This is a genomic window from Pseudomonas sp. Ps21-P2, from assembly GCF_039672565.1.
Classification (GTDB): domain Bacteria; phylum Pseudomonadota; class Gammaproteobacteria; order Pseudomonadales; family Pseudomonadaceae; genus Aquipseudomonas.
Genome location: NZ_JBDFPL010000008.1, coordinates 1 through 25,775, shown reverse-complemented (window position 1 = coordinate 25,775; position 25,775 = coordinate 1). Strand labels below are relative to the sequence as shown.

At 58.4% G+C, this 25,775-nt stretch carries 22 protein-coding genes, 1 tRNA gene and 2 rRNA genes; 19 read left to right on the top strand and 6 right to left on the bottom strand.

Annotated features, from left to right (window positions below; translation table 11 throughout):
- Positions 1-155 precede the first annotated feature (155 nt).
- The gene (gene gabD, locus ABEH28_RS19915) at positions 156-1,598 is read right to left on the bottom strand and encodes an NADP-dependent succinate-semialdehyde dehydrogenase (protein ID WP_192173047.1); all 1,443 of its coding nucleotides are present in this window, start codon (positions 1,596-1,598) and stop codon (positions 156-158) included.
- A 365-nt stretch (positions 1,599-1,963) separates the two neighbouring features.
- Between gabD and ABEH28_RS19910 the strand changes: the two genes are divergently transcribed.
- Together ABEH28_RS19910 and ABEH28_RS19905 are read left to right on the top strand one after the other, a co-directional pair.
- Positions 1,964-2,040: transfer RNA gene (locus ABEH28_RS19910), tRNA-Arg, on the top strand.
- A gap of 169 nt (positions 2,041-2,209) precedes the next feature.
- Entirely contained in the window at positions 2,210-2,506 is a 297-nt protein-coding gene (locus ABEH28_RS19905; RefSeq protein ID WP_346630884.1) for a type II toxin-antitoxin system RelB/DinJ family antitoxin, read from the top strand.
- A 57-nt stretch (positions 2,507-2,563) separates the two neighbouring features.
- Here the strand turns inward: ABEH28_RS19905 and ABEH28_RS19900 are convergent, their stop codons facing one another.
- Positions 2,564-4,468, bottom strand: a complete 1,905-nt coding sequence (locus ABEH28_RS19900; RefSeq protein WP_192173060.1) for a methyl-accepting chemotaxis protein — start codon at positions 4,466-4,468, stop codon at positions 2,564-2,566.
- Between the two features lie 708 nt (positions 4,469-5,176).
- Here ABEH28_RS19900 and ABEH28_RS19895 point away from each other — a divergent pair.
- The 3 genes from ABEH28_RS19895 (at position 5,177) to ABEH28_RS19885 (ending at position 7,520) form a co-directional block, all read left to right on the top strand.
- Entirely contained in the window at positions 5,177-5,401 is a 225-nt protein-coding gene (locus ABEH28_RS19895; protein ID WP_244655953.1) for a hypothetical protein, read from the top strand.
- A 264-nt stretch (positions 5,402-5,665) separates the two neighbouring features.
- The gene (locus ABEH28_RS19890; protein ID WP_192173061.1) at positions 5,666-6,085 is read left to right on the top strand and encodes a DUF2628 domain-containing protein; all 420 of its coding nucleotides are present in this window, start codon (positions 5,666-5,668) and stop codon (positions 6,083-6,085) included.
- Positions 6,086-6,389: 304 nt separating this feature from the next.
- Positions 6,390-7,520 (top strand): mechanosensitive ion channel family protein, encoded by a 1,131-nt coding sequence (locus ABEH28_RS19885; RefSeq protein WP_192173062.1) that lies wholly within the window; start codon positions 6,390-6,392, stop codon positions 7,518-7,520.
- 49 nt (positions 7,521-7,569) lie between these two features.
- Here the strand turns inward: ABEH28_RS19885 and ABEH28_RS19880 are convergent, their stop codons facing one another.
- Entirely contained in the window at positions 7,570-9,057 is a 1,488-nt protein-coding gene (locus ABEH28_RS19880) for a YdgA family protein (protein ID WP_192173063.1), read from the bottom strand.
- Positions 9,058-9,272: 215 nt separating this feature from the next.
- Here ABEH28_RS19880 and ABEH28_RS19875 point away from each other — a divergent pair, with 215 nt between their 5' ends.
- The 3 genes from ABEH28_RS19875 to ABEH28_RS19865 all read left to right on the top strand — a co-directional run bounded on the left by ABEH28_RS19875 (position 9,273) and on the right by ABEH28_RS19865 (position 10,731).
- Complete coding sequence (locus ABEH28_RS19875; protein ID WP_192173064.1) at positions 9,273-9,965, top strand: HAD-IA family hydrolase; 693 nt, start codon at positions 9,273-9,275, stop codon at positions 9,963-9,965.
- Between the two features lie 143 nt (positions 9,966-10,108).
- Positions 10,109-10,432, top strand: a complete 324-nt coding sequence (locus tag ABEH28_RS19870) for a type II toxin-antitoxin system RelE/ParE family toxin (protein ID WP_346630883.1) — start codon at positions 10,109-10,111, stop codon at positions 10,430-10,432.
- Entirely contained in the window at positions 10,429-10,731 is a 303-nt protein-coding gene (locus tag ABEH28_RS19865; protein ID WP_065990926.1) for a DNA-binding protein, read from the top strand. Before ABEH28_RS19870 ends, ABEH28_RS19865 begins: the two co-directional genes overlap by 4 nt.
- Before the next feature lie 8 nt (positions 10,732-10,739).
- On the opposite strand, the gene ABEH28_RS19860 is transcribed toward ABEH28_RS19865, so the two are convergent.
- The gene (locus ABEH28_RS19860; RefSeq protein ID WP_192173066.1) at positions 10,740-11,705 is read right to left on the bottom strand and encodes a LysR family transcriptional regulator; all 966 of its coding nucleotides are present in this window, start codon (positions 11,703-11,705) and stop codon (positions 10,740-10,742) included.
- A 304-nt stretch (positions 11,706-12,009) separates the two neighbouring features.
- Between ABEH28_RS19860 and ABEH28_RS19855 the strand changes: the two genes are divergently transcribed.
- From ABEH28_RS19855 to ABEH28_RS19805, 11 genes are all read left to right on the top strand, one after another.
- The gene (locus ABEH28_RS19855; protein ID WP_192173067.1) at positions 12,010-12,888 is read left to right on the top strand and encodes an amino acid ABC transporter permease; all 879 of its coding nucleotides are present in this window, start codon (positions 12,010-12,012) and stop codon (positions 12,886-12,888) included.
- A 21-nt stretch (positions 12,889-12,909) separates the two neighbouring features.
- Complete coding sequence (locus ABEH28_RS19850) at positions 12,910-13,674, top strand: amino acid ABC transporter ATP-binding protein (RefSeq protein ID WP_192173068.1); 765 nt, start codon at positions 12,910-12,912, stop codon at positions 13,672-13,674.
- Between the two features lie 22 nt (positions 13,675-13,696).
- Entirely contained in the window at positions 13,697-14,518 is an 822-nt protein-coding gene (locus tag ABEH28_RS19845; RefSeq protein WP_282372120.1) for an ABC transporter substrate-binding protein, read from the top strand.
- A 99-nt stretch (positions 14,519-14,617) separates the two neighbouring features.
- On the top strand, positions 14,618-15,802 hold the full coding sequence (locus ABEH28_RS19840) for an MFS transporter (RefSeq protein WP_192173070.1): 1,185 nt from the start codon (positions 14,618-14,620) through the stop codon (positions 15,800-15,802).
- 172 nt (positions 15,803-15,974) lie between these two features.
- Complete coding sequence (locus ABEH28_RS19835; RefSeq protein WP_192173071.1) at positions 15,975-16,979, top strand: aldo/keto reductase; 1,005 nt, start codon at positions 15,975-15,977, stop codon at positions 16,977-16,979.
- Between the two features lie 227 nt (positions 16,980-17,206).
- The gene (locus ABEH28_RS19830) at positions 17,207-17,950 is read left to right on the top strand and encodes a GntR family transcriptional regulator (RefSeq protein ID WP_346630882.1); all 744 of its coding nucleotides are present in this window, start codon (positions 17,207-17,209) and stop codon (positions 17,948-17,950) included.
- A 152-nt stretch (positions 17,951-18,102) separates the two neighbouring features.
- A complete protein-coding gene (locus ABEH28_RS19825) occupies positions 18,103-18,858 on the top strand; it encodes an alpha/beta fold hydrolase (RefSeq protein WP_192173073.1) in 756 nt (251 codons plus the stop codon).
- A 741-nt stretch (positions 18,859-19,599) separates the two neighbouring features.
- Complete coding sequence (locus ABEH28_RS19820) at positions 19,600-20,379, top strand: DUF3050 domain-containing protein (RefSeq protein WP_192173074.1); 780 nt, start codon at positions 19,600-19,602, stop codon at positions 20,377-20,379.
- Positions 20,380-20,428: 49 nt separating this feature from the next.
- A complete protein-coding gene (locus ABEH28_RS19815; protein ID WP_192173075.1) occupies positions 20,429-21,373 on the top strand; it encodes a diiron oxygenase in 945 nt (314 codons plus the stop codon).
- A complete protein-coding gene (locus ABEH28_RS19810) occupies positions 21,370-24,828 on the top strand; it encodes a non-ribosomal peptide synthetase (protein ID WP_346630881.1) in 3,459 nt (1,152 codons plus the stop codon). Before ABEH28_RS19815 ends, ABEH28_RS19810 begins: the two co-directional genes overlap by 4 nt.
- A 41-nt stretch (positions 24,829-24,869) precedes the next feature.
- On the top strand, positions 24,870-25,373 hold the full coding sequence (locus ABEH28_RS19805) for an SRPBCC family protein (RefSeq protein ID WP_244655954.1): 504 nt from the start codon (positions 24,870-24,872) through the stop codon (positions 25,371-25,373).
- 83 nt (positions 25,374-25,456) lie between these two features.
- Here ABEH28_RS19805 and rrf (ABEH28_RS19800) read toward each other — a convergent pair.
- Positions 25,457-25,572 (bottom strand): 5S ribosomal RNA (gene rrf, locus ABEH28_RS19800).
- A 107-nt stretch (positions 25,573-25,679) separates the two neighbouring features.
- A 5S ribosomal RNA gene (rrf, locus tag ABEH28_RS19795) occupies positions 25,680-25,775 on the bottom strand; the annotation flags it as partial.

Sequence of the window (25,775 nt, the reverse complement as noted above, 5' to 3'; positions counted from 1 at the left end):
AGGATCAAGCAGCGGGGTCAACAGCAACAGCATACGATGATCGACTGTCGCGGCCTCCCGGCCACCAATAAGTTGGTGCCACTGAAACCTGCGAAACGGCGCTCTCGCGTCCCGCAGGTTGTAGAACAGTTACTTCACTCTGCCACTCAGCCGGTTCAAATGCTGAGGCAGAGGTATTTGATTTCCAGATAATCTTCGATGCCGTACTTGGAGCCTTCACGGCCAAGACCGGACGCCTTGATGCCACCGAACGGCGCGACTTCGTTGGAGATCAGGCCGGTGTTGATGCCCACCATGCCGTACTCAAGCGCTTCCGCCACGCGGAACACACGGCTCAGGTTCTGCGCGTAAAAGTACGACGCCAGCCCGAACTCGGTATCGTTGGCCATGGCGATCACTTCGGCTTCGTCTTTGAAGCGGAACAGCGGAGCCAGCGGACCGAAGGTTTCTTCCTTGGCGACGGCTGCGTTTTTCGGCACGTTGACGAGGATAGTCGGTTCGAAGAAGTTGCCTTCCAGGCTGTTGCCGCCGCTCAACACTTTCGCGCCTTTGCTCAAGGCATCAGCGATGTGTTCCTTGACCTTGGCCACGGCTTTTTCATCGATCAGGGGACCGGTGGTGGTGCCTTCAGCCAGGCCATCGCCTACTTTCAGCTTGGCGACGGCAACCTGCAGCTTCTCGGCGAACGCGTCGTAGACCGCGTCCTGCACATAAATGCGGTTGGCGCACACGCAGGTCTGGCCGTTGTTGCGGTACTTGGAAATGATCGCGCCTTCAACGGCCTTATCCAGGTCAGCGTCGTCGAACACGATGAACGGCGCGTTGCCACCCAGTTCCAGCGACACCTTCTTGATGTCGTGGGCGCATTCAGCCATCAACTGGCGACCGATCTCGGTCGAGCCGGTGAACGACAGCTTGCGCACGATGGGGTTGCTGGTCAGCTCGCTACCGATATCGCCGGCGCTGCCGGTCACCACGCTGAACACGCCAGCCGGGATGCCCGCGCGCTCGGCCAGTTCAGCCAGCGCCAGTGCAGAATACGGGGTTTGCGAAGCAGGCTTGAGCACCATGGTGCAGCCTGCCGCCAGCGCCGGGCCGGCCTTGCGGGTGATCATCGCAGCGGGGAAGTTCCACGGCGTGATCGCTGCAGTCACGCCGATCGGCTGCTTGAGCACGATCAGGCGCTTGTCCGGCTGATGGCCCGGAATCACGTCGCCATAGACGCGCTTGGCTTCTTCAGAGAACCATTCGATAAAGGAAGCAGCGTAAGTGATTTCGCCTTTGGCCTCGGCCAGCGGCTTGCCCTGCTCCAGGGTCATCAGGCGACCGAGGTCGTCCTGGTTTTCAATCATCAGTTCGAACCAGCGACGCAGCTTGGCGCCACGCTCTTTGGCGGTCAGCGCGCGCCAGGCCGGCAGCGCCTTGTCAGCGGCCTCGATGGCGCGACGGGTTTCAGCAGCGCCCATCTTCGGCACGGTGCCGAGAATCTCGTTGGTCGACGGGTTGTTGACCTTGATGGTCTGGCCACTGTCGGCATCAGCCCAGGCGCCATTGATGTACGCCTGCTGGCGGAACAACTTCGAGTCTTTGAGCTGCATTGCGGCCTCCTGAACAGCACCGCGCGCGGCGGAGCGAATGGTTGTGTGCGGGCGCCTCGGACGAGGCCGCCGCCGGGTATAACTGTCGCCGGCCCAGGGTGAAGAAGAGAAGAAAGGCCGGGCGGGGCGTTTGAAATCTCAAACGAATCCTAGGGACAACAGGGGTAAAGGACAATAGTGCGTTCGAAAAAAAGAACGGGTGGGGCTTGGGGTGGGGGTTAATCGGATGAGCGTAACCGGGAGCATGCGTATGCGGTCGTCATGCGCGGGTGCCTAAGCGGTTGGATGTGGTCCCACTAAATTGTGAACGGCGGGTCATCGGCATGGACGCACGAGGGCCAGATGAGTATTATGGCGCCCGCATTGCACCTGTAGCTCAGCTGGATAGAGTACTGCCCTCCGAAGGCAGGGGTCATGGGTTCGAATCCCGTCAGGTGCACCATTATTGATTCCAGTTCGCGCAATGCGTTCTGGAAATCCGCTACAGACGAAGAAGCCCGCCATTGAGCGGGCTTTTTTGTACCTGAGCGTTCGTAAAAGGTGTCCGGCTCAATCCCACGCTAGATCCATCCTCAAAGGTACGCGCTATCCGTCGCACCGCCTTGCCAACGATGGACGATGTACGATGCATCTACCGTAACGACACTTGTCTTTACGAGCTCAAACTATGGCTTCCCATTAATGTTCGCGTCGACGACGAACTCAAGGCTCGCGCCTACCGAGAGCTGGAGCGTCTAGGCGTTACTCCGTCCGACCTTATGCGCCAAGCCCTGCAGTACGTCGCCGAGCGTGGTCAACTCCCGTTCCGGCCGGTCCTCCTCACTCAAGAAGACGAAGCGTTGATCTCCGTGGCGCGCGAGCGCCTTGCCGCGCCGCAGCGGGTTAAGGTTTCGCTGGATGAGTTATAGGCTGGAGTTTGATGCTCCCCGATCTCCCAGTGACTGGATGATCACCTTCCCAGCCGCTCACACCACAAACTTGCTCACCAACCCCTGCAAATGCACACCCAAGCGCGCCAATTCAACGCTTGACGCTGCTGTCTGTTCACTGGCGGACGCGGTCTGCTCGGAGATGTCCCTCACACTGAGAACACTGCGGTTTATCTCTTCAGCCACTGCGCTTTGCTCCTCGGCAGAAGCGGCGATTTGCTGGTTCATCGACTCGATGGTTGAAATTGAGCGACTAATGTTGCCGATCGAAGCCCCTGCATCCCGCGCCAGCTCCACGCTGTTGTCAGTCAAGAGGCGACTGTTTTCCAGGGTGGTCGCAACCTGTGCGGTTCGGCTGTGCAGACCACCAATCAACGTCGCAATTTCTTCGGTCGACGCCTGGGTGCGCTGCGCAAGACTTCTTACTTCATCCGCTACAACCGCAAAACCTCGTCCGGCTTCGCCAGCCCGCGCGGCTTCAATGGCCGCATTGAGTGCCAGCAAGTTGGTTTGCTCGGCGACCGCCTTGATCACGTCAAGCACGCCGCCGATCTTGTTGCTCTCTTGCTTGAGCTCATCCATGGCGATTTTCGAATGACCCACTTCGGTTGCGAGCTTTTCAATCTGGAGCACTGCCTTGGCCACAACTGCGTCGCCATCGCGAGCTTCTTTCGAGGCGCTGACCGCCGCATCTGACGCCTGCTCTGCGTTCCTGGCGACTTCCTGAACAGTAGCGGCCATTTCATTCATGGCTGTGGCGACCTGATCAGTTTCGGTTCGCTGGCTGTTAACGCCCGCGCTGGTCTGCTCGGTCACCGCCGACAACTGTTCGGCAGCGCTCGCAATTTGAGTGACGCTATCACGCAAGCCGCCAATCAACTGCCTCAGGTTGGTGGTCATTTTTTGCATGCTGATTTGCAGCAGGCCCAGTTCGTCTCGCCTCGCCGTTACTTCGCTGTAGGTCAGATCGCCGTTGGCGACCCGATCAGCCAATTGCAGCGCTTCGCGAAGCGGACCCACGATGAGGCGGGTGATGACCCATGCAGCCAGTGCGCTGATGATGAGCGCAATGCTGAGCCATATGATCAACATCTTGTTGGCTTGACCCACGTCCTCAATACGCAGCGAGACCTGGTTCTGTGCCAACTGATCGGCGGAGGCCAGCAGGACTTCGATGTTTTTGGTAATACCTGCCTGGCCCTGATTAATGGCGGCCTGTGCTTCCGAAAACTGGGCAATGGCAGCCTGGTATCTATTCAGTGAAGCCTGAAAGCCTTTGATGGCGTCGGGTTGAAATCCAGCGGCTTGCAGGGATTGGGCGTTGTTTACGGCCGCAGCGATTGAAGCGTTCGCCAGCTGCTGCGCGTCAGGCTTTAGCGTGAAGGTGTACCCACGCACATCAAAGCGCATTTTCTGAAAAAGCGTCAGCGCTTGTCCGATTGCATCTCGCTGTGCGGCCGTGCCCTCGGGCGAATTGGAGAGCGTGTCTAAGCGCAGCAGCACCTCCAATGCCTCATCAGCGGCGCTGCCAGACACGGCTCGGCTCGTTTCGCGCGTATGGGTCGCATTGATGATGTCGTTGTAAAAGCCCTTGTAAACCGTCATCGCGGCGGTCGCGGTTTTAACGTGGGGAATATTGAGCTCGGAGTCGAGTATTTCGCGCAAATACGCCAAATGACTGTCGAGGTTGTCATAGGCTTTTAGCCAGGTGGCAGCGTTAGCGTCGTCAGAATTCTGGCCGTAGACCAGCCGGGCGATGCGCATGTCCCGGGTCAGGGTTGTGAGCTTCGCAATATCAGACACGCGCTCGCTTCGCTCACTGAGTGAGGAGATTCCTGTCCAACCCGTGAGGGCAATAAGGACAGTAAATATGATCACCAGGGTGAAGCCGAGTACGAGCTTTGACCTGACGGTCATATTGATCAAAATATTCTTTAGCATGGCGCCCTCTGAAAGTTATAGGTATTCACATAGGAGAGGGCCACTCCATGCCATTCCTAACCCCATAACATTCGGCCACCCGCAAAGAAACTTTAGTGAAAAAGCATCTTTTTAAGAGGCTATCGAACTAATAATTTATTTTCATCGCCGAAACTATTTCAGGGAATAAGTTCAACCTATTCGCCATTTTTTTGTGAGCCCACTGAACGGCTGTGTTGGCCGGAGACTTCGGATCCAGCCGGGCTTTGGCGGATTCGACCGGTGCTCGGCCCAAGCCAGAGGCGGCAGGATTGCGCCTCTCAGGGCTGATGACTCATGAAACTTTCCCATTCAGTGGATGGGACAAGTTAAGCCAGACCCGAAAGACACTTACTCTTTCCAGTAAGTGTGGGTACCGCTCACCACATGGCAACTTTTAACTTAAAGATTTAGTGCCGCGAGTGTTGAACAAATCAGTCCTCACACTGGTCGCCATTAGTTGATATCCCCTTAACTCCCGCGAGGTTTCTAGCGTTCAGACCCATTGTTTGGTCAGCCGTTAGAGCCCGGAACATTTACTCCAGCAAACCGGCGGCCTGAACCAACGCCAACCGGTCTCCATCCAGCAGCGGGTTCCGACTGGAAGTGGCTATCATCAGGCGCACATCATTGCCAGGGTATCGGGTTGCAACGCATGTTCGAGAATGCCGTGGCCCACATGGGGAAGGGATGAGCGAAATGCAGCAGCAAGGCCCTGTCACCGCCGTACCCATCCCAGCGGCGGTGAGCATGTTCCCGGGCGAGCAGCTCCGCCTGTCACGGCGCTGGGCAGAGGCTTGGTTCGACGACCTGCGATTCTTCGCTGAGGCCGAGCACGGCGGGCACTTCGCTGCCATGGAGAACCCAGCAACGCTCACCGAGCATGTGCGTGAGACCTTTCGTCTGCTGCGGTAAAGGCCTCGCGGGCTTCGGCGAGGGCCACGCCTGGCCGGCGTCTGGACGCTTTTGTAATCTGTAAAAAAAATGAGAAAAAATTCCCCACCTGTAGGAATATTCCTACTCATGAGGCTGCAGCGACGCGCGATGGAGCCTTCGCCACGCTCGTGAGCGTTTCGCCGCTCTTCAAGAACTTCGAGGAGTCAGCCACGCATAACAACAAGCAACATCCAGGATATCCGGGAAGAAAAACACCACTCAAGGACCATAAGGAGATCTCAAATGAGCACGACAGATCAGGTACAAAGCCGTGAAGGCTACAGCGAGAAATGGCAGCAACGTTTCGCATTTTTTGACGAGCATGGCGCGCCGAATTCACCAACGTTCAAGCCCGCATGGCTGAAGCTGCCTCTCCGGCAGAGGATCAAGATCAACGCGAACATCATTGCGTTTTTTTTCGGCCCGATTTACCTGTTCGTTCTGGGGTTGTGGAAAAAAAACCTGACGATGATCGGCATTTTGCTGGCCGTCAGTGTCGTGTCGGAAATCTTCTATTCGGCCACCGACTTTGCCTACGCCAAACAGTTGGATCTTGCTGTAGGTATCGCCATAAACGCCTTTTATGCAAGGACCACAAACTACGCCTATTACCTCAAGGAAATTAAAGGCGAACAAGGCTGGAATCCGTTCAAAGGCTGCTGAGGCTGAGACAGACCAAAGAGCGTCGTAACTTTCATTGCTCAGCGTGCGTGAAAGACGAGCCTTCGCCATGGTGTTGCGAGCAAGCAATGCCATGGCCGCTACAGCATGAGCCAGACATTCAGGCGTCGCCCGACATTAGCCTGAACTGGTCAGCGCATTCGACATGTAGTAAACGTGTCGGATGCTCTGGCTCGCTGATTCCAGCCCGTCACGATTTCAGCGGCGGCGGGTGGATCAGGGAACATTGAGCAACGAGGGAGCTCACACCTCTTGCCTTTGAACCGTCCTGTTGGTGACCCCCTCTATGGAACACGTACTCCCGGAAGCCTGGCTGAACGCGCTGCCGTTGCCCTGGCTCAATACCCTCGTGGCCGCCGCCGTCGCCATTGGCATCGCGCTGTTGGGGCGCTGGATTGCGCTGATATTGCTCCGTCGCGTCGCCAAGTCCTTCGTCTTCGCTCAACAGCTCATTCATCGTGCCGAGCCGCCGACGTTGTGGCTGATTCCACTGCTGGCCCTGCAAACCGTCTGGACCTCTGCCCCCGATGATCTGATGTTCATCAACGGCGTTCGGCACCTGAACGGCATGCTGGTGGTGGCCGGATTTACCTGGCTGGCGTTGAGTTGCGTGAAGGCCATTGGCGAAGCGGTCGCGATCCGCAACCCGCTGGACATCGAAGACAACCTGCAAGCCCGCCGCATCCAGACGCAAGTGCGGGTGCTGGTGCGCTGCCTGAATGTGTTGGTGCTGCTGTTCGGTACCGGACTGATTCTGATGAGCTTCCCGCCGGTGCGGCAGATTGGTACGAGCCTGCTGGCATCGGCAGGGCTCGCGGGTCTTGCCGCCGGTTTCGCCGCCAAGCCGGTGCTCGGCAACTTGATCGCGGGCCTGCAGATCGCAATCTCTCAGCCGATTCGCCTGGATGACGTGGTGATCGTTGAGGGCGAGTGGGGACGCATCGAAGAGATCAGCGGCACCTACGTGGTGCTGAAGATCTGGGATGAGCGGCGGATGGTGATTCCGTTGCAGTACTTCATCGAAAAGCCCTTCCAGAACTGGACGCGCAGCACGTCGAGCCTGATTGGCTCGGTGTTTCTGTGGGTGGATTACGCGTTGCCGCTGGAGGAGTTGCGCGAGGAAGCGGAGCGTATCTGCAAGGAAATTCCGCACCTCTGGGATGGCCGCGTCTGCGTGTTGCAGGTCACGGACACCACCGACAAAGCGATGCAACTGCGGGTGTTGTTGAGCTCGGCGGATTCATCGCGCAGTTGGGATGCGCGATGCCACATGCGCGAGCGCTTGATCAGTTTCGTTGCCCGGCAATATCCGCAATGCCTGCCGCAACTACGTGCGGAGATGTCTTCGCGCACCGTACAGCCAGAGCGCGAAGGCCACGAAGCGCCGACAGAAATTGCTCGTCAGCCGCCAGTCTGAAGACAGATAAGACCCAATTGCCCGGCCACTAGTGGTGGCCGGAACAGACTCACTGGCCGCCGCTGAACATTACGAACTTGCCCATCATCATGGCGGCAAACTGCTGCGCCGGCATCTTCACGCCATTGAAGTCCACCACATCGTTGGCGTAATGCAGGCTGGACACGATGTTGTCGCCCTCGACCTTGCCCACCTGGAACATGACCGCCATGCCGCCCACCGACTCTGCTGCTGCCTGCGCCTGTTGCGCGACGGCGGCGGGATCGGTCAGGCCGGCAGACTTGGCGCGCAGTGCGGCGAGGTCCTTGATCATCGCCTTGGAGAGCACCAGTTTGGCGTCCAGCTGGGTCAGCAACTGCTTGAGCAATTCCGCGCCCGGCTGATCAAGCGCCGAAGGGTTGCCCAAGTCCATCGACAGGTTGAACTGGCTCTCGCCGCTGGCTGTTTTCAGCGAAAGCTTTTCCAGCTCGATGTGTGGCTTGGCACTCAGCAGCTTACTGACTTCGGCCTGCACCAGCGCCTGATCAGCCGGGCTCAAATGTGGCGTGTAGGTTTCACCCACCGCCGCGGCGGCCTGGGCTTGAGGCTGCACTTTCTCCTGATAGATCTTCATCAGCGCCTGGGTTGAGGCGATGTCGAAATTGCCGAACTTCCAGAGCATCTGCATGGCGCCGATGTCGTTGCCATTGAAGCTGATATTGCCGATGTCGTAGCTCACCTGAGCATTCAGGTTGCCTTCCACTTCCTGCAACAGACTGGTGTTGACGAAGTCCTTGAGCTGAATGGCCGGCTGGCCCGCCGCCTGGAACGTGGCCGAGGCGATTTTCGCGTCGGTGTGGCCCAGGTAGAAACCCGATTTGCCCTTGGTGCCACCGGTGTTGAAAGTGAAATCCTTGAGCGTCAGGTGCACCGGACCTTCTTCAGAAGTAGCGGTGACGTCGACGCTGCCCAGCACACCGTTGGCTTCAAGCTTCTGGCCATCACCCGAGCCGGAGGCATTCAGGGTGAAACCGGAAAACTTGAACGCGCCGGTCTGGTCGGTGAATTCAAAGGGGAGCAACTCCACACGCCCCAACGCGGCGCGGTCGTAGCCCATGCTGAAGTGGCCGGTCAGCGGTGGCTGGCCGTTAGTCATGGCAAACCATTTTTCGGAGAAGGCGTTCTTCTCGATCTGCACGTTGCTGGCGGCCATCACCGGCACCAGTTGCAGTGACTTCACGCGGCTCCACGGCAATGGCCCGTGCTCGATGTTGTCGACAAACAGCAGCTCGACCGGCTTGCCCTCATTGAATTGGGGGTCCTGGATGTTCAGCTTGTAGTGCGCGGTGCTGGTGAAGAAGTGGCGGTCCAGAGAAAGGAGCTCAACACTCGCCTTGCCTTCATGCCCGACGAAGGCGGCTTGAAGCTGCTGATTGCCTTGCTGGATGGCGTCGTTGAGCGCGCCTTCCAGCCGTTTTCCGGTGTACCAGGCGCCAGCGGTGACGAGGACGCCCGCAACCACAATGACGCCTACGGCGATGTTGACTGATTTTTTCATGTGTCGACTCGAAGATGTCCGTTCTTGAAGAGAGGTCTTGCCTTCCTTGACCCCGGAGGGTTTCGGCGCCACGCAGAGCGGCCGTGCAGCACCTTGCGCTGCCGAGAGCCCGGCGAGATTAGCACTTGGCGAGAACGTTTTGCAGCCGTTGCGCCTAGCCACGACGTTCGCCGAAGCGTTAGGCTGGACGCCAATTTGCTAACGGGATCGATGAGATGAGCGAAGTGCAAAAGCCCAAGGGTCCGGTCAAGGCGGTGATCTTCGACATGGACGGCCTGCTGCTGGACACCGAAGGCATCTACACCGAAGTGACCGACACCATCGCCAAGTGGCACGGCAAGACGTTCGACTGGGCCGTGAAGCAGCACTCCATTGGCCGCGGCTCCCAGGATTTCGCCGAATACGTGATCCGCGCGCTCGAGCTGCCGATGTCTCCCGAGGAGTTCCTGACCGTTCGCCAACCGATGCTGGACGAGCGTTTTCCGCACGCCAAGCCGATGCGTGGCGCCGAGGCACTGGTGCGTCACCTTGCCGAGCACAACATCCCCATCGCGGTGGGCACCAGTTCTTCCCTTCACTACTTCCACGCGAAGACGAGCAATCATCGCGCCTGGTTTGAGCTGTTTAAAGACGTGGTGACGGCGGATCACGCCGAGGTCACGGCGGCCAAGCCTGCGCCGGACATCTTCCTGGCTGCCGCGCGCCACCTTGGCGTGGACCCGAAGGATTGTGTGGTGTTCGAAGACTCGCCTTTCGGCGTCACCGCTGCCAAGACCGCAGGGATGTACGCCGTGGCCGTGCCGGACTCGCACATGCCGATCGAGCAATACGCGCACGCCGACCTGATTTTGGGTTCGCTGACGGAGTTTCCGCTGGAAGATTGGGGTTTACCGGGCTTTAGCAGCTGATTAACTGCGCATGCGGAGGCGCGGTTGGCCTAGATTCCTGGAGGGGAAAAATCTAGGCCATGCGTTCGCGCTGAAAATTCCTACCGGGCACATCCGTTCAGACGGGCATATTGATCGATTGCTTCAACGCTATCGTTCGCGCCATGAATCAGGTCAGACATTACCTCAGCGCAAACGGCGACGATCTTTATCAGCAATGGCTTGATGAGCTCAAAGACCGATCCGCGAAAGCCAGAATCACCACGCGCATCAACCGGGTCGCTGCAGGTGCATTGGGCGACTGCAAGCCTATGGGAAGTGGCGTGTGGGAATTGCGGGTCGATCACGGACCGGGTTATAGGGTTTACTACGCCCAGGCAGGTAAGCAGCTAATCTTGCTGCTTCTGGGAGGCGATAAGCGCCACCAGCGATCTGACATTGTTAAAGCCATTGATTGCTGGCACGACTTTCAGCGGAGAAGGCCATGACGAGCTCACGTGATCACGACGAAACAGTCATTGCGATGATTCGGGACGACCCCGCATTCGCAGCGGAGTATTTGCGAATTGCATTTGAAGAATTGGACGAAGAAGGCGGCGATGCCGGCTTTCTTGCAGCGTTAAGACATGTTGTTGAGGCTCGAGGCGGAATAGCATTCATAGCAGAGAAAGCCGGCATACCTCATGAAAGCCTTCGTCGAGCGCTATCCCCCAAAGGCAATCCCACGTTGAAAACCATGCGCCAAGTGGTACACGCCACCGGGCTCACGTTCGCGGCAATCGCGTGACATTTACCCTACAGCCCCACCCTCAAATCCACCCCCAACGCCCGCGCGAACGCCTTGACCAGCGGGCTTCTTGGGGCGTTGTGTCTCAGGATGAGGTTGACAGGCGTGCGCAGGAAGATCAGGTCGGGGCGCAAGGCGCGGAGTAGGCCGTCGCGGATCAGATTGCGCGTGTAGTGCTCGGGGAGAAAGCCGATGAAGCGGCCGGTCAGGATCATCATGGCCACCGCTTCTACCTGAGAGGCTGATGCGCACTGGCTGTCCGAATTAACGAAGCTCGCCTTGTCGCGATGGATCGCATAGCGATGATTCACGATGTCGAACGCGCGCAGGCTGTCGATGCCCAGGGCGCTGTCATCCGCCTCGAACAGCGGATGCCCCACTGCGCAATACGCGTGGGAGGTCTCTTCGTACAGCTCGAAATAATCAAACTCTTCGCGCCGCTGATACACCGGCACGATGCCAAGACTCACCCGCCCTTCGACCATTGCGCGCTCGACTTCATCCAGTTGGGACGCTTGCAGGCGCAGTCTGACTTTGGGCGCTTCATCGTGCATTACTCTAAGCGCGGCAATTAGCGGCGAACTTTTATCGGTCAGAGTGTTATCAATTACGCCGACACTCAAATCGCCAATCAACTCATTCTGCGCTGAACTAATCCGGTCACGAAAACTGTCCACCGAGGCGAACAGTTCGATAGCCGCCTGATAGACAAGCTTGCCCTCTTCAGTGAGATGAAACCCTTCCCGGCCGCGTGTACAGAGGCGCATGCCAATACGGATTTCAAGGTCTGAAATCTGCTTGCTGATGGCTGCAAGGCCCACGTTCAGCTCGTTCTGGGCGGCGCTGAAGCCACCCGCCTCCACCACGGCCTGAAACACCCGCAACAGCTTGAAGTCCATTCCGCTGAGAGTAAGAGGGGGGCGTATTCCCGGCTTAGGCGGCACGTTTCCAGAATTGGAAAGTGGAGTTTCCATAATGCTTATTGACCTCGCCTATTGGATTCAACAGGCTCTGACTCACAACAAATACGTGCCCGATTGATAATAATGAACACAGAAAAACCTGATTGGCAACCGCATACGGGGTACTCCGCTTCATAAGCCGAAAGCGGATCCAACATTAATTAACCTGACACTTTGATCAGGACTTTCAATACCTAACTGCCCCCTATCCAGGACGATTCCATGTTGCAACGCCGGAACTGCGTCGTGGCAGGGAGGCTGAGTGGGGTTGCCCAGATCAGGCAGGCGCGGTCTGCATACAGCTTCGGAGAGACACATGAATCAGAATCAGGCGGAGCAGCTGCAAGCCGAGCGCAGGAAAACCGAAAATGCGTTCGACATCACCCAGTACGAACACGTCCCGCGCCGCTATTACGGGCGCATTTTCTTCGCGGCCCTGATCATCATTGCCCTCGCCGGCCTGGCCCGCGCGTTTGCCAACGGGCAGATCGAGTGGAGTTACATCGGCCAGTTCCTGACCTCCGAAGCCATTCTGTGGGGACTGCTGAACACGATCGTCATGTCGATTCTGGCGATGGTGCTCGGGGTGGTGATCGGCGTGGTCACGGCCATCATGCGCATGTCGGCAAATCCGATTTTGCGTTACGTCGCGATCACCTACACCTGGCTGTTTCGCGGCACGCCGTTGATTCTGCAGTTGCTGCTATGGTTCAACCTGGCGCTTATCTTCCCGGTCATCGGCATTCCCGGCGTGTTCGAGATCGACACGGTCAGCCTGATGACACCCTTCGTTGCCGCACTGCTGGGCCTGAGCATCAATCAGGGCGCGTATACCGCAGAGGTCGTGCGCGCAGGCTTGCTCTCCGTGGACACCGGTCAGTACGAAGCCGCAAAGTCGATCGGCATGCCGCGCCTGCAGGCTCTGCGCCGGGTGATTCTGCCCCAGGCCATGCGCGTAATCATCCCGCCGGTCGGCAACGAATTCATCGGCATGGTGAAGATGACCAGCCTGGCCAGCGTCATCCAGTATTCCGAATTGCTGCACAACGCGCAGAACATCTACTACGCCAACGCCCGGGTCATGGAGCTGCTGATCGTCGCGGGGATCTGGTACCTGGCGGTGGTGACTGTCCTGTCATTCGGCCAAAGCCGGCTGGAGCTGCGCTTTGCCCGCGGCGCCGGCAAGCGTTCGTAAATCAGGCCCAGGAGAATCAGCATGAGAAGCATCGTCAAAGCCGTCGGCCTGAACAAATACTACGACCAGTTCCACGCCCTCAAAGACGTCAGCATTGAAGTCGAGCAAGGCGAAGTCTTGTGCATTATCGGGCCCTCGGGCTCGGGCAAGAGCACCCTGCTGCGGTGCGTTAATCAGCTCGAAAAAATCGACAAGGGCGGTTTGTGGGTCGACGGCGAACTGGTGGGCTATCGCATCGTCGGTAATAAATTGCACGAGCTGACGGACGCTCAGATTGCCCGTCAGCGCTTGAGCACCGGCATGGTGTTTCAGCGCTTCAATCTCTTCCCGCACATGACCGCTTTGCAGAACGTGATCGAAGGCCCGATCCAGGTGCTCAAGCGCTCGCCCAAAGAGGCCACCGAGGAAGCCACCGAGTTGCTGGCACGCGTCGGGCTGGCGGACAAGCGTCATTCCTATCCCGTCGAGCTTTCCGGCGGTCAGCAACAGCGTGTCGCCATCGCTCGCGCACTGGCGATGCGGCCCAAGCTGATGCTGTTCGACGAACCCACTTCCGCCCTCGATCCGGAGCTGGTGGGCGAAGTGTTGTCGGTCATGCGGGACCTGGCGCACAGCGGCATGACCATGATCGTCGTGACACACGAACTCGGCTTTGCCCGCGAAGTTTCCAACCGGATGGTGTTCATGGACGGCGGCCAGATTGTGGAGGCCGGCACCCCGGAAGACATACTAATAAGCCCACAAAACCCAAGAACCCAAAGCTTCATTTCTGCCGTTCGCACTTAAACCAGAACAAACGAGAACGACCATGAAAAAGATCCTCATCCCCAGTTTGCTCGCCGGCCTGATGGCGTCCGCGTCAGTGTTCGCCGCGCTGCCCGCCAGCCTCAAGGACAAGGGCGAAATCACCGCCGCCATCGTGCCGAACTACCCGCCGATGGATTTCAAAGACACCAGCACCAATATGCTGACCGGCCTGGATGTGGATCTCGGCAACGCCCTGGCCGAGCGCCTTGGCGTCAAGATCAAATGGCAGGAAACCGCCTTCGAGCAGATGGTCAGCGGCCTGGTGACCAAGCGCTTCGATATCATTCTGTCGGGCATGACTGACACGGCCGAGCGGCAGAAGTCGGTAACGTTCATTGACTACTTCGCCAGCGGCCCGCAGCTGTACACGCTGACCAAAAACGCTGATCTGAACGAGCCGGCCGATTTGTGCGGCAAGAAAGTCGGCACCAGCCGCCGTACCAGCTGGCCTGCGGAAATCGCAGCGTGGAGCAAGGAAAACTGCGAAGCGAAAGGCAAGCCGGCGATCATCGTCAGTGGCTCCGAAGGCTCCGCCGATGCCCGCGCGCAACTGCGTCAGGGCCGGCTTGACGCCGCGATGCAGGGCAGCGAAACCATTCCGTACCTGATGTCCCAGGAGAAGGACACGTACAAGCCGCTCGGTCTGGCGATCTCGAAACAGTTCACCGGCCTGGGCGTCAGCAAGTCCAACCCTGAACTGGCGGCGGCCATCGCCGAAGCGATGCAGGCCATGGTCGACGACGGCACCTACGGCAAGATCCTCAAAAAGTGGGAGCTGGAACAGGGCGCGGTGACCAAGGTCGGGATGAATCAAGGTCAGTAGTAAACGGTCGGACAGCGGACGCCGCCCATGTGGGAGCGCCTTACCGGTGCTCCCGCAAAGGATTTGTACCGAGGCTTGAACAAGGACGGAAAAACACCAGTGGCCACTTACTCCCTCGTCATCCGCCGGTTGATGATCTGCTCGCTGACCATCGTCATGAGCCGGGCGATGACCAGCCCGTTGCTGTCATTGTTCCTCAGCACAAGACTGGGACTCAACCAGCAAGACGTCGGGCTGCTGATGGGCATCGCGGTGTTCATCGCTACGCTGCTGGGGCTGTACGGTGGTTACATCATCGACCGGCTGGAAAAGCGCAAATTGCTGATCCTGGCGATGCTGTCCAGTGCCGTGGGCTTCTCGCTGCTGACCTTCGCCCACAACGTCTACCTGACGACACTCACGCTGGTGATCACTGAGACGGCGTCGGCGCTGTTTCTCATCGGCTCCAAAGCAATCATCAGCGAAAACCTGCCCATCGGGCAGCGGGCGAAGGTGTTCTCGCTGCGCTACACCCTCACCAACATCGGCTACGCCACAGGCCCGATGCTCGGCGTGGTCATTGCCGGGCACCTGCCGCTGGCGCCGTTTTTCATCGCCAGCGCCATCGCGTTCTGCAGCCTTTTTCTGATGCTTGGCATCCCGCGCACAGTCGCTGATACCGAACACCCACCGCGCAGCTTTCTCGACACCCTGATCACGCTGAAAAACGACCGCACACTGATTCTGTTCACGGGCGGCAGCTTGCTCAGCACCATCGTGCATGGCCGGTATACGTTGTACCTGTCGCAGTTTCTGCTGGTCACGCATACGGCGGAACAGGCGTTGAAAATCCTGTCAGCCGTGTTGGCGTGCAACGCGGTAACAGTCATCCTGATGCAGTACCAGATCGGCCGTTTTCTGAAGCGCGAGCAACTGCGGTACTGGATCTGCCTCGGCACAGCTTTATTTGCGATCGGACTCATCGGCTTCAGTTTTGCCGAAACGACCCTGGCCTGGTGCGCTGCGATGTTCGTCTTCACGTTAGGCGAGATGATCATCTACCCCGCCGAATACCTGTTCGTCGACACCATTGCGCCCGATCACCTTCGCGGCAGCTACCTGGGTGCGCAGAATCTGGCGGCCTTCGGCGGAGCATTGAGCCCGGTGATCTGCGGCTACCTATTGATCAATAGCCCGGCTCCGACCATGTTTTATGTCCTGGCGTGCCTGACGGCCATGGGCGGCACATTGTGCTTCCTGGCCGGACGACACGCGAAGCTCGCTCACGCAGACATCGCGCTCTGAGCCCGCGCTCGCCACACGCAGTTCCGTCAATTTGTCACTTTTCAAAACCCGCCCAAACAGGTGAGTATGTCCGGCCTTGAGCTGTCGGTCTGATCGGTCTTTACGAGACGCCTTGCAAGCCTGTCCCAGACTGTCCTGATTTCCACTTCCCCGACGAAAAGGATATCGAGCAATGAAATACCGCACCCTTGGCCAATCCGGCCTCCAGGTTTCAACGCTGACACTGGGCTCCATGATGTTCGGCGTGCAGACGGGCACCGAAGAATCCCTGCGCATCATCGACAAGGCCTGGGATGAAGGCGTCAATTTCATCGACACGGCCAACGTCTACAACGCCGGCCGGTCTGAGGAAATCGTTGGCGAGGCCATCGCCAAACGGCGCAGCGAGTGGGTACTCGCCACCAAAGTCGGCAGCAGTTCGGGCAATACCGCCCCTAACTCCAGTGGACTTAATCGCAAGCACATCTTCAATGAAATTGAATCCAGCCTGCGCCGTCTCGACACCGATTACATCGACATTCATTACCTGCACAAGGAAGACCACAACACGCCACTCGAGGTGACCGTGTCTGCCATCGGCGATCTGATCCGCGAGGGCAAGATCCGTTACTGGGGCGTGTCGAACTTCCGCGGCTGGCGCATCGCTGAGGTGGTCAGCGTCGCTCAGCGCCTGGGCGTCGACAAACCGGTGATCAGCCAACCGCTGTACAACATCGTCAACCGTCAGGCCGAGCTGGAACAGATCACTGCGGCGAAGTTCTACGGCTTGGGTGTTGTGCCCTACAGCCCGCTGGCCCGCGGCGTGTTGAGTGGCAAGTACGCCCCCGACGTAACGCCGGACAGCAGCACCCGCGCCGGCCGTCAGGACAAGCGCATTCTGGAAACCGAGTGGCGCAGCGAGTCGTTGCACATCGCCCAGAAACTGCAGGCGTATACCCAGGCCAAAGGCGTGGGTCTGGTGGAGTTCGCGATCGCCTGGGTGCTGAACAATCAGGCCGTGACCTCTGCCATCGTCGGGCCCCGCACCGAGGACCAATGGGACAGTTACACCAAAGCGCTCAGCGTGAACATCACTGCCGAGGACGAAGCGTTCATCGACTCCCTCGTGACACCCGGGCATGCGTCCACGCCGGGTTTCAATGATGTGCAGCATTTCGTGACGGGCCGTTATATCTGACACAGATTGACTGTGAAGCCAGCCTCGGTTGCCGCGAAGGACTTGCGTCATCGAGGCCGGGCATCCCGTTCTCAATCCCCGATTGATGGCAATACCTGTACGCTCAATCCCTTGTAGAATGCCGCGCCGAGACCGCCTGCTAAACTTGTATCAAAGTTTGACAAGGGCAGCAGCGGTCTCTAGTGTTTCATTGGATCCAATAACTGGTCAGCCGAAGAAGATCAAGCATGCGCAGGACTGAGAAAGAGCAATTTCTGCGGGAAACCCTGGGTGATGAGCAGCCGCCTGCGCATCTGGCGCGTGCACTCATCGAAGAAAAACTGCGCAGCGCCATTCTTGAAGGACGCCTCCCGGCAGGCATCGCCCTGCGCCAGCAAGAGCTGGCTACGCTTTTCGGTGTCAGCCGCATGCCCGTCCGCGAGGCGCTGCGTCAGCTGGAAGCTCAATCGTTGCTGCGCGTCGAAACCCACAAAGGTGCGGTCGTTGCCCCGTTGATCAACGAGGATGCCACGGATGCCTATGCGTTGCGCATCCTGTTGGAGTCCGAGGCCTTGCGCCAGTCGATCCCGCTCCTGACCGGCGAAGACATCAGCACTGCGCGTGGGTACATCGAACAGCTTGAGGTCGAAACCGACTACAGCATCATGGGCACGCTCAACCGCCAGTTCCACATGGCGCTGTATTCCAGGGCGCACAACACGCGTCTGCTCAAACTGGTCGAGGACGGCTTGAACGAGGAAGAGCGTTTCCTGCGCTTCAATCTCAAGCAAATGAACCTGGGCAAGGTGTCCCAGCACGACCACTACGAATTGCTGGAAATGGCCGGTGCCGGTGACGTGGACGCCACGATCGAGGCGCTGACTCATCACTTGAATCGGGGTGTTGAGGCCATCAACGCCTACTTGAGCGCCCGTAAGGCGGAAGAAGCAAAACCTGCAGCGGCCTCACGAAAACGTGCCGTCACCCAGTAACATTTACCGCTGTATTCAATCTTGACCTTGCTTGCTACCGGCTAATCGGCCGAGAAGCACAAGGGATCAACGAACGCCGTTCATGACGGCGTATGCGCCGAAGGACCCGGCTCCACGGTTATGACGCCTTTATCAAGGCTCGGGGAAGCTGAGTGCAAGCCGAAAAGAACAAATGGCTGATGGTCGTCAATTCCGGACAACCCGTCAGAACACGCCTGATTTGCTGTCCTCACGTAGGAGGCGATCCTGAGCATTTTCGTGACTGGTCCGAAGGACTTGCCGATCACATCGAGCTGGTAACGCTGCGCCTGCCCGGTCACGGCAGTCGGCTCAAGGAAACGCCCTACGATCAGTGGGCGCCCTTGTTGCAAGACACCTTCTTCGCCTTGCAGCCCTATCTGAGCGAACCCCACGCGTTTTACGGCCATAGCTTCGGCGGTCGGGTCGCTTATGAAATGGCCAGGCTGGCGCAGAATCATTACCCGAATCTGACACGCCATCTGTTCGTGTCCGGCTGCCGCAGCCCTGACAGCCGACAACCCTGGCCGTATCTGCACACGCTGCCGCAAGACGACTTCATTCAAGCGCTTATCAAGTTGGGCGTGCTCCCGAACACGTTCGCGCAGGATAAGAAACGCCTCAAGCTGCTGGAGCCTGTCGTGCGCAGCGACGTAAAGCTGTCGGAGATCTGGTCGCACTGCGCCGATGAGGGCCTAAACATCCCGTTGACCGGTCTGTACGGCAGCGATGATCCGGTCGCTACAGCCGCCAGCATGATGAAATGGCGGGAGTTCACGCGTCGCGAGTTCGAGTTGATCGAAGTCCGCGGCACTCATGACTTTCTCAGCTCGCAACGCGACCGCCTGCTGCACATCATCAATACGCACCTCGGCTTGCTGGGCGGCTGAAGAAACATCGCCGCCCTCTCCTTCTGCATCGACTCCTCACGCCCTCCTTCTGATCTCTCCTACGACTAAAAGCCGGCCGTCCCACACTCGGCCGTCGCTAATGCACCTATCGTAAAACTTGGCCGTCGTTGACGCGGTGCACCGCCGTGTTCAGGCACACTCGAACGACGAATCGGTCTGCAGCCGGTTCAGGGAAAGCAGTTCTCATGGAGCGGCAAAAGGAGCATTGCCCTGGGCGGAGACATTGAAGTGAAACCCCGAATGTCGCCCAAACCAAAAAATCTCAAAAAACTGTATTAGCCCGATAAAGCGCAACGCTGAACGAGGTATTCGTTCATTAATTTCAATTCTGGCCTTAATGAGCCGGAAGGGTTGCGTTCGCCCTAATAAAACTTAATTAAGAAGTTTTATCGGCTACGCTCGGGCACGATTTATATAGGCCGTTAATTATATTAAAAAGTATTTGCGAAACCATTTGAAACTGTTCTAACGTTTTCTGGCCGGCAACGCTTATGGGCCATTCGTCCACAAACGCTGGTCAGCGAGGGCATAGACCGCGTGAGCATGCCTTATTAAATCCTGCACGATTGTTGACCATTAACGAAGTAACGTTCGCAGCCTCTTGTTGCCCGATAGTTACGGGAGTCCATTTCGGCCGCTCTTCTACGGGCACTTAAGACGACCGTTAATTGCGGCAATTAAAAGAGTGTGTGACGCACTCAATCTCATCAAGGACGTAAAATGGATCTGTTAAAACAGCAACTTATCGCAAAGAAATCAGTACTCGGCGCGCACCCTGTTTTTTCCGAAATTGATTCGCTGCACGCCCTGCAGCGGTTCATGGAGGTGCATGTTTTCGCGGTCTGGGACTTTATGTCACTGACCAAACGGCTGCAGCAGGAACTGGCCTGCACCCGACTCCCCTGGTTGCCGCCGCGAGACCCGAAGGCAGCACGGCTCATCAACGAAATCGTGTTGGGTGAGGAGTCGGATGATCGCCCGGGACGCCACGATCATTACAGCCACTTCGAGCTCTACCTGGATGCCATGCGCGAGATCGGCGCAAGCACCGCGCGCATTGAGCATTTCGTCGAACTGTTGCGCGAAGGCATTCACTACAAAACCGCGCTCGATAGCGTCGGCGCAGGCCGAGCGGCCACACACTTCGTCCGGGACACCCTCGACATCGCGCTGAATGCGCCGGCGCATTGCGTGGCTGCCGCGTTCCTGCACGGTCGCGAAAGCGTTATCCCACAGATGTTCCAGCGGATTCTTGACGACTGGGGCATCACTGCCGACAAGGCACCGACCTTTCGCTACTACCTGGAACGCCACATTGAGGTGGACTCCGAAGACCACGGCCCGGCTGCGGAATCGTTGCTGACCAGACTAGTCGCGGGCAATGAACAGCACCAGCACGAGGTCTATGCCGCCGCCGTCGCCGCAGTCGACAGCCGCATCGCGCTGTGGGACGCCGTGCAACTGACCCTGCGTGAAACGGCGCGGGAAGTCAGCGCATGAGCCCTTCCCTCCTCCGCCACCGACTCGATACCCACACAAGGACGCCATCATGAAAGCCGAAGACTACTTGTCATTCGTTGATGCCTGGGAAGGCCGTGCGACGATTCGGACACGCCCGCGCCGCATCGTCGAAAACGATGAAAAACTGATCTACCCGCTCAGCCGCCAGCCACTGGTGCTAAGCGAGACGTTCACTCGCGAATGCGCTCATCTGCGCGATCTGGCGCTGGTACAGAGCCTGTACAAGTTCATCAGCGACGTCGTGATTTTCGAGACCGAGATCGTCGACAAGACCGCGCGAAGCATCGCCAAAGACAACTTCGCCATTCGCTTTCCCTTCGCTTGCCGCTACGACGCCATGACCGTGGTCGTCGACGAGGATTACCACGCGCTGGTGGCAATGGACTTCATGCAGCAAACCATCGCATTGACCGGCATCCAGCCGATCCCTTTGCCGGAGGAAATCGAACTCAGCAGAGCCATCCCCGCTGCACTGGCATTGGCGCCTGGCCACTTGCGCAGCGCGGTCGAGCTTATCTGCGTAGCGATTGCCGAGAACACCGTGACCAACGACGTAGCCGCGTTCGCCAAGGACGACACGGTGAAGCAGTCCGTCAAAGGCCTCATGGCCGACCACCTTCTTGATGAAGGACGGCACTCCGGCTTCTGGTCGCGGCTGGTCAGGATCTACTGGCACGCAGCGCCCCAACAGGACAAGGAAGTGATCGCGCAGATCCTCCCCGTGTTCATTGCTCAGTATTTGACCAATGACATCCAGAAGTCTTTTGACTTCGTTCTGATCGACAGCCTGCCGGTCATCGAGCCGATCAAGCAGGCGCTGAAGCAAGAAACACGGGCGATGTGCTTCCCGATCAATCGCCACCATCCGCTGGTGGGCAACATCATGCGCTTCTTCACCTCAAGCTCGATGCTCGACTCCCTCTGCGTCCAGCACGCCCTTGCCGACTATCTGCCGGCCGGAGGCTTGCAATGAAGCGCCTGGAAATTGTGCTCATCGGTTACAGCCGGGCGATGAGTGAGCTAAGTGCAGAACTGGACGCCCATGGGCATTCGATACACCTCCTGCGCGATGCGGCCGCGCTGGAGCTGACGCTGACAGCGCTTAAGGACGCGTCGATCATCATTGAGGACGGCACGCTGGAACTGCCCCATGCAGAATGGGGCGCGTTCAAGGCAGCCGTGCATCTTGGTCTCCGGGTAGGACTTACACCGGGGAGCGAGCGGGCACTGCCTGAACTGGAAATAGTGTGCTGGCTCGGGACAGCTACGGCGCAGCGCTTGATCGCACGCCATGCCGTGGCTGCCACGCTTTCCGGCAACGGCCGCGGGTTGCGGGACGCGGCGGTCGCAACGCTGGTGGACAACGTAGCGCTGCTGATCAGCCGGTTCTCGCGTGATACGGAGTACTTCGCGCGTGCCGAACGCATCGATCCGCCGCACGGGGAGCGCCAGGAAAGCCTGCTACGACTGGACCGACTGGCCTTCGAGCACTGCTTCAACTTCACTGCGGCGCCAGAGTTGCTGCGTGTTGCCGAGGAGACGCTGGTCGCACGTCTGGATCGGAGCTTTAGCGAATTCGCAGGGCGCACTGCGCTGAGTATCGACGGCGAGCGCATCAGCTACGACCAACTCCGCGCACACGGCGTCGCGATCCAGGCGCAGATTCAGGCCATGCTGCCGCGCGCTTCAGTTGAACCGGTGGTGATTGGCATTTGTATGCCGAAATCTGCGGCGCTGTTCGCCGGGATACTTGCCATTCTGGGCAATGGAGCGGTGTATCTGCCGCTGGATCCCAGCCAGCCTCTCCAGCGTCAGCAGTACATCCTCGAAAACGCGCATGCCTGTTTACTGTTGCACGATGGGACTCACCCGCTGGCGGGGGTTGCTGTGCCGGGGCTGGATATCAGCCACATCGAGATCGTGCCGACGGCGCAGTCGCTGATGCGCTATCGCCCGGAGACCGACGCGCCGTGCATGGCGCTCTACACCTCGGGCACGACCGGACACCCAAAAGGCGTGATGCTCAGCCAGCGCAACCTGAGCCACTTCACGGCCTGGTACGCCCACTATGTCGAGCTGTCCGAACACAGCCGGGTGCTGCAGTTCTCGACGCTGAGCTTCGATTCGTCGGTCATCGACATATTCCCCACCCTGCTCAGCGGCGCTGAACTGATCGTGGCGAACGACGATCAGCGTCGTGATCCGCTGCAACTGTTCGAGCTGCTGGATCAGAATCTCAGCCACGCGTTTCTGCCTCCAGCGTTGTTGAGCATCCTGCCGATTGACCGACCGCTGAAGCTCAAGCACTTGTGCACCGGCGGTGATGTCTGCGAGCCCTACGTGATTGAGCGCCTGGCAGCGCAATGTCACTTCCACAACCTGTACGGCCCGACCGAGGCCACGGTGTTGATCACCGCCGGCCGGTTCCAACCCGGCGGCAGCAACCGCAACCTGGGTCGCCCGATCGCCAACAGCCAAGTTCTGATTCTCGACGAGGATATGCAGCCCGTCGCGGACCAGACACCCGGCGAGCTCTACATCGTGGGTCCAGGCGTGTGCCTCGGTTACATCAACAATCCTGGACTTACCGATGAGCGCTACGTGAATGTCGCGCTGGGTGATGGCCAAAGCGTGCGCGCCTATCGCACAGGGGACATCGGCAAATGGACGAGCGCTGGCATCGAGTTGTCCGGGCGACGTGACAACCAGGTAAAGATCCGCGGATTCAGGGTAGAGCCTGAGGAGATCGAGCACTGCCTGCGCGACAGCCAGCTGTACCGACAAGTCGCGGTGGTGATTGACGACCAGCGACGCATCCTGGCTTTTCTCGCGCAACCGCACGGCGTGGAGCCGGACGCCGCCCGGCATTTGCTCAAGGACCATGTCGCAGGGTTGTTGCCCGACTATATGCGGCCGACCGCCTTCACGGAGTTGGCGAGCATGCCGTTTGCCAGCAACGGCAAGGTCGATCGCAAGGCGCTGTTGCAGCTGCCAGTGAACCTGCTGGAGCAAGCCCCACGCCGTTTGCCCGACACCGAAAACGAGAGGCTTCTTCTTACGTTGTGGGCCGATCTGCTTGAGCTTCCGCCTGACGAAATATCAACTGACGAGAGCTTCTTCAATCTGGGTGGTCATTCGATCCTGCTGTCGCAGATGCTGCTGAGGATTCGCGAACGGTTCGGCCGCAGCATTCCGATCAACCGCTTCATCGAGGCGCCAACGCTGACCAATCTGGCGTCACTGCTCGACAGCGACGGCACCACCTCATGGACCGTCAGCCCGCAAGCCTTCCGGGATGCTTCGGCGCCCTTCGAGCTGCCGGTACTGCCTGTGGAGCGCATGGGCGACGTACACAAAGTCATCGTCACCGGCGCCAATGGTTTTCTCGGTGTTCACATCGTCGAAGCGCTGTTGGCGTGGGGCGCAACCGAGGTTGCCTGCCTGGTACGTGAAAGCGCAGGGATGACGGTCCAAGACCGCTTTATGCAGGCACTGCGCGAAAACCGTCTCGAGCATCTGGATCTGGCGCGAGTACGGGTTTATGCCGCCGACGTCACGCAGCCGCAGCTCGGGTTGAGCAACGAGGTATACGAACGGCTTGATCGCGAGTTTGGCGCGCTGGTGCACAACGCGGCCAACGTCAACCACGTTCAGGACTACGAGACGCTGGCCAAGGGTAACGTCGAGCCGATTTTCGAATGCCTGAAGCTGTGTGAAGGGCGCAGCAAGAAGGTGCTCAACTTCGTATCTACGCTCTCTGCTTCAAGCGCCGTCGGGACTGACGGTCGCGTCCTCGAAGCGCCTGCTGCCGAGACTCCGCCAATCTACATCAAGAACGGCTACAACCTCTCCAAGTGGGTCGCCGAGCGGATCCTGCAGCAAGCCCGTGAGCGAGGCGCGTGGGTGAACATCTACCGGCCCGGCAATATCGCCTTCAACAGCACCACCGGTGTCTGCCAGCCGCACAAGAATCGCCTGATGCTGATGCTCAAGGGGTCGATGCAACTGGGCCAGGTCCCGGATTTCTCCATGACCTTCGACTTGATGCCTGTCGACTTCCTCGCCCGATTCATTGGCTTTCACGCCAGTCGTTACCAGCCGGCACACGCAGTCTTCAACCTCCACAACCCGGAGCCGTTGAGCTGGAGCAATTACGTCAGCGCGTTCCGTGAAGCGGGCAGTGATTTCGAGATGGTCAGCGTCAGTGAGTGGCAAACCCAATTGAACCGCGTGGACAGCGGCAACGCTTTATTCGGCGTGCTCGGCTTTTACCTCGATGGGTTTGAGGAAGACATCGGAGACATATCAATGATCGCCTACCAGAACGCCCATGCGGGTGTTCAACGGATGGGCGAAAGCTACCCCTCGAAAACCCCGGCACTGCTGCGCAAAGGCTGCGAGTACCTGAAAGAGATTGCCTTCATCTGATACACCCCAACGCAACTCCCCCTTAAGTTATGGAGAACAACATGAACGCTATTCAGCCGCTCAACACCCTTGGCTCCCTTTCGCCCGATACGCTGATTACCAATCCTGGAGGAGAACCTGTGGTTTCTGCAATCTCGATCAACGCACCTGCGCGTGAGGTCTGGAAGATCGTAGGCGATTTCGGTGGTTTCACCCATTTCATACCGCAACTGGAAAGCATCGAAGTGGTTGGCGAAGGTCCTGGGTCGATACGTTACAAGAAATTCAAGGAGGGTGGTCTGCGGGTTGTCGAGCAACTCAACTCTCGTGACGACGACGAGATGTTTATGACATGGACGACCATCTACAACAATCTAGGTGTTAGCAGGCTCTGGGCCGCGATGACGGTCGCCCCCAAAGGCCGTGCAAGCTGCGTCGCTACTTGGACCATCGTTGCCGAGCCTACAGATGCCAACCCGATAAGCGCTGAGGGATTCAGAAAGTTTTTACAGGACTTTGCTGATGGTGCGATGAAGAATGTGCCCGGAGCTGTGATGCGCTCATAGCCTAGGCCTGCTGCGTTTCAGTGCCGGCGGTTTAAACGACAAAACCCCAGTCTGCGTAAGCAGACTGGGGTTTCGGAATTCAATCTTGACGATGACCTACTCTCACATGGGGAAACCCCACACTACCATCGGCGATGCACCGTTTCACTGCTGAGTTCGGGATGGGATCAGGTGGTTCCAGCACTCTATGGTCGTCAAGAAATTCTGTAGCCGATCCGTTACTGATGTAACGTTCCAGCGAAAATGTATGACCTTCACTTAAAACAGAACCCCATCTGCTTTCGCAAATGGGGTTCTGGAATTTAATCTTGACGATGACCTACTCTCACATGGGGAAACCCCACACTACCATCGGCGATGCATCGTTTCACTGCTGAGTTCGGGATGGGATCAGGTGGTTCC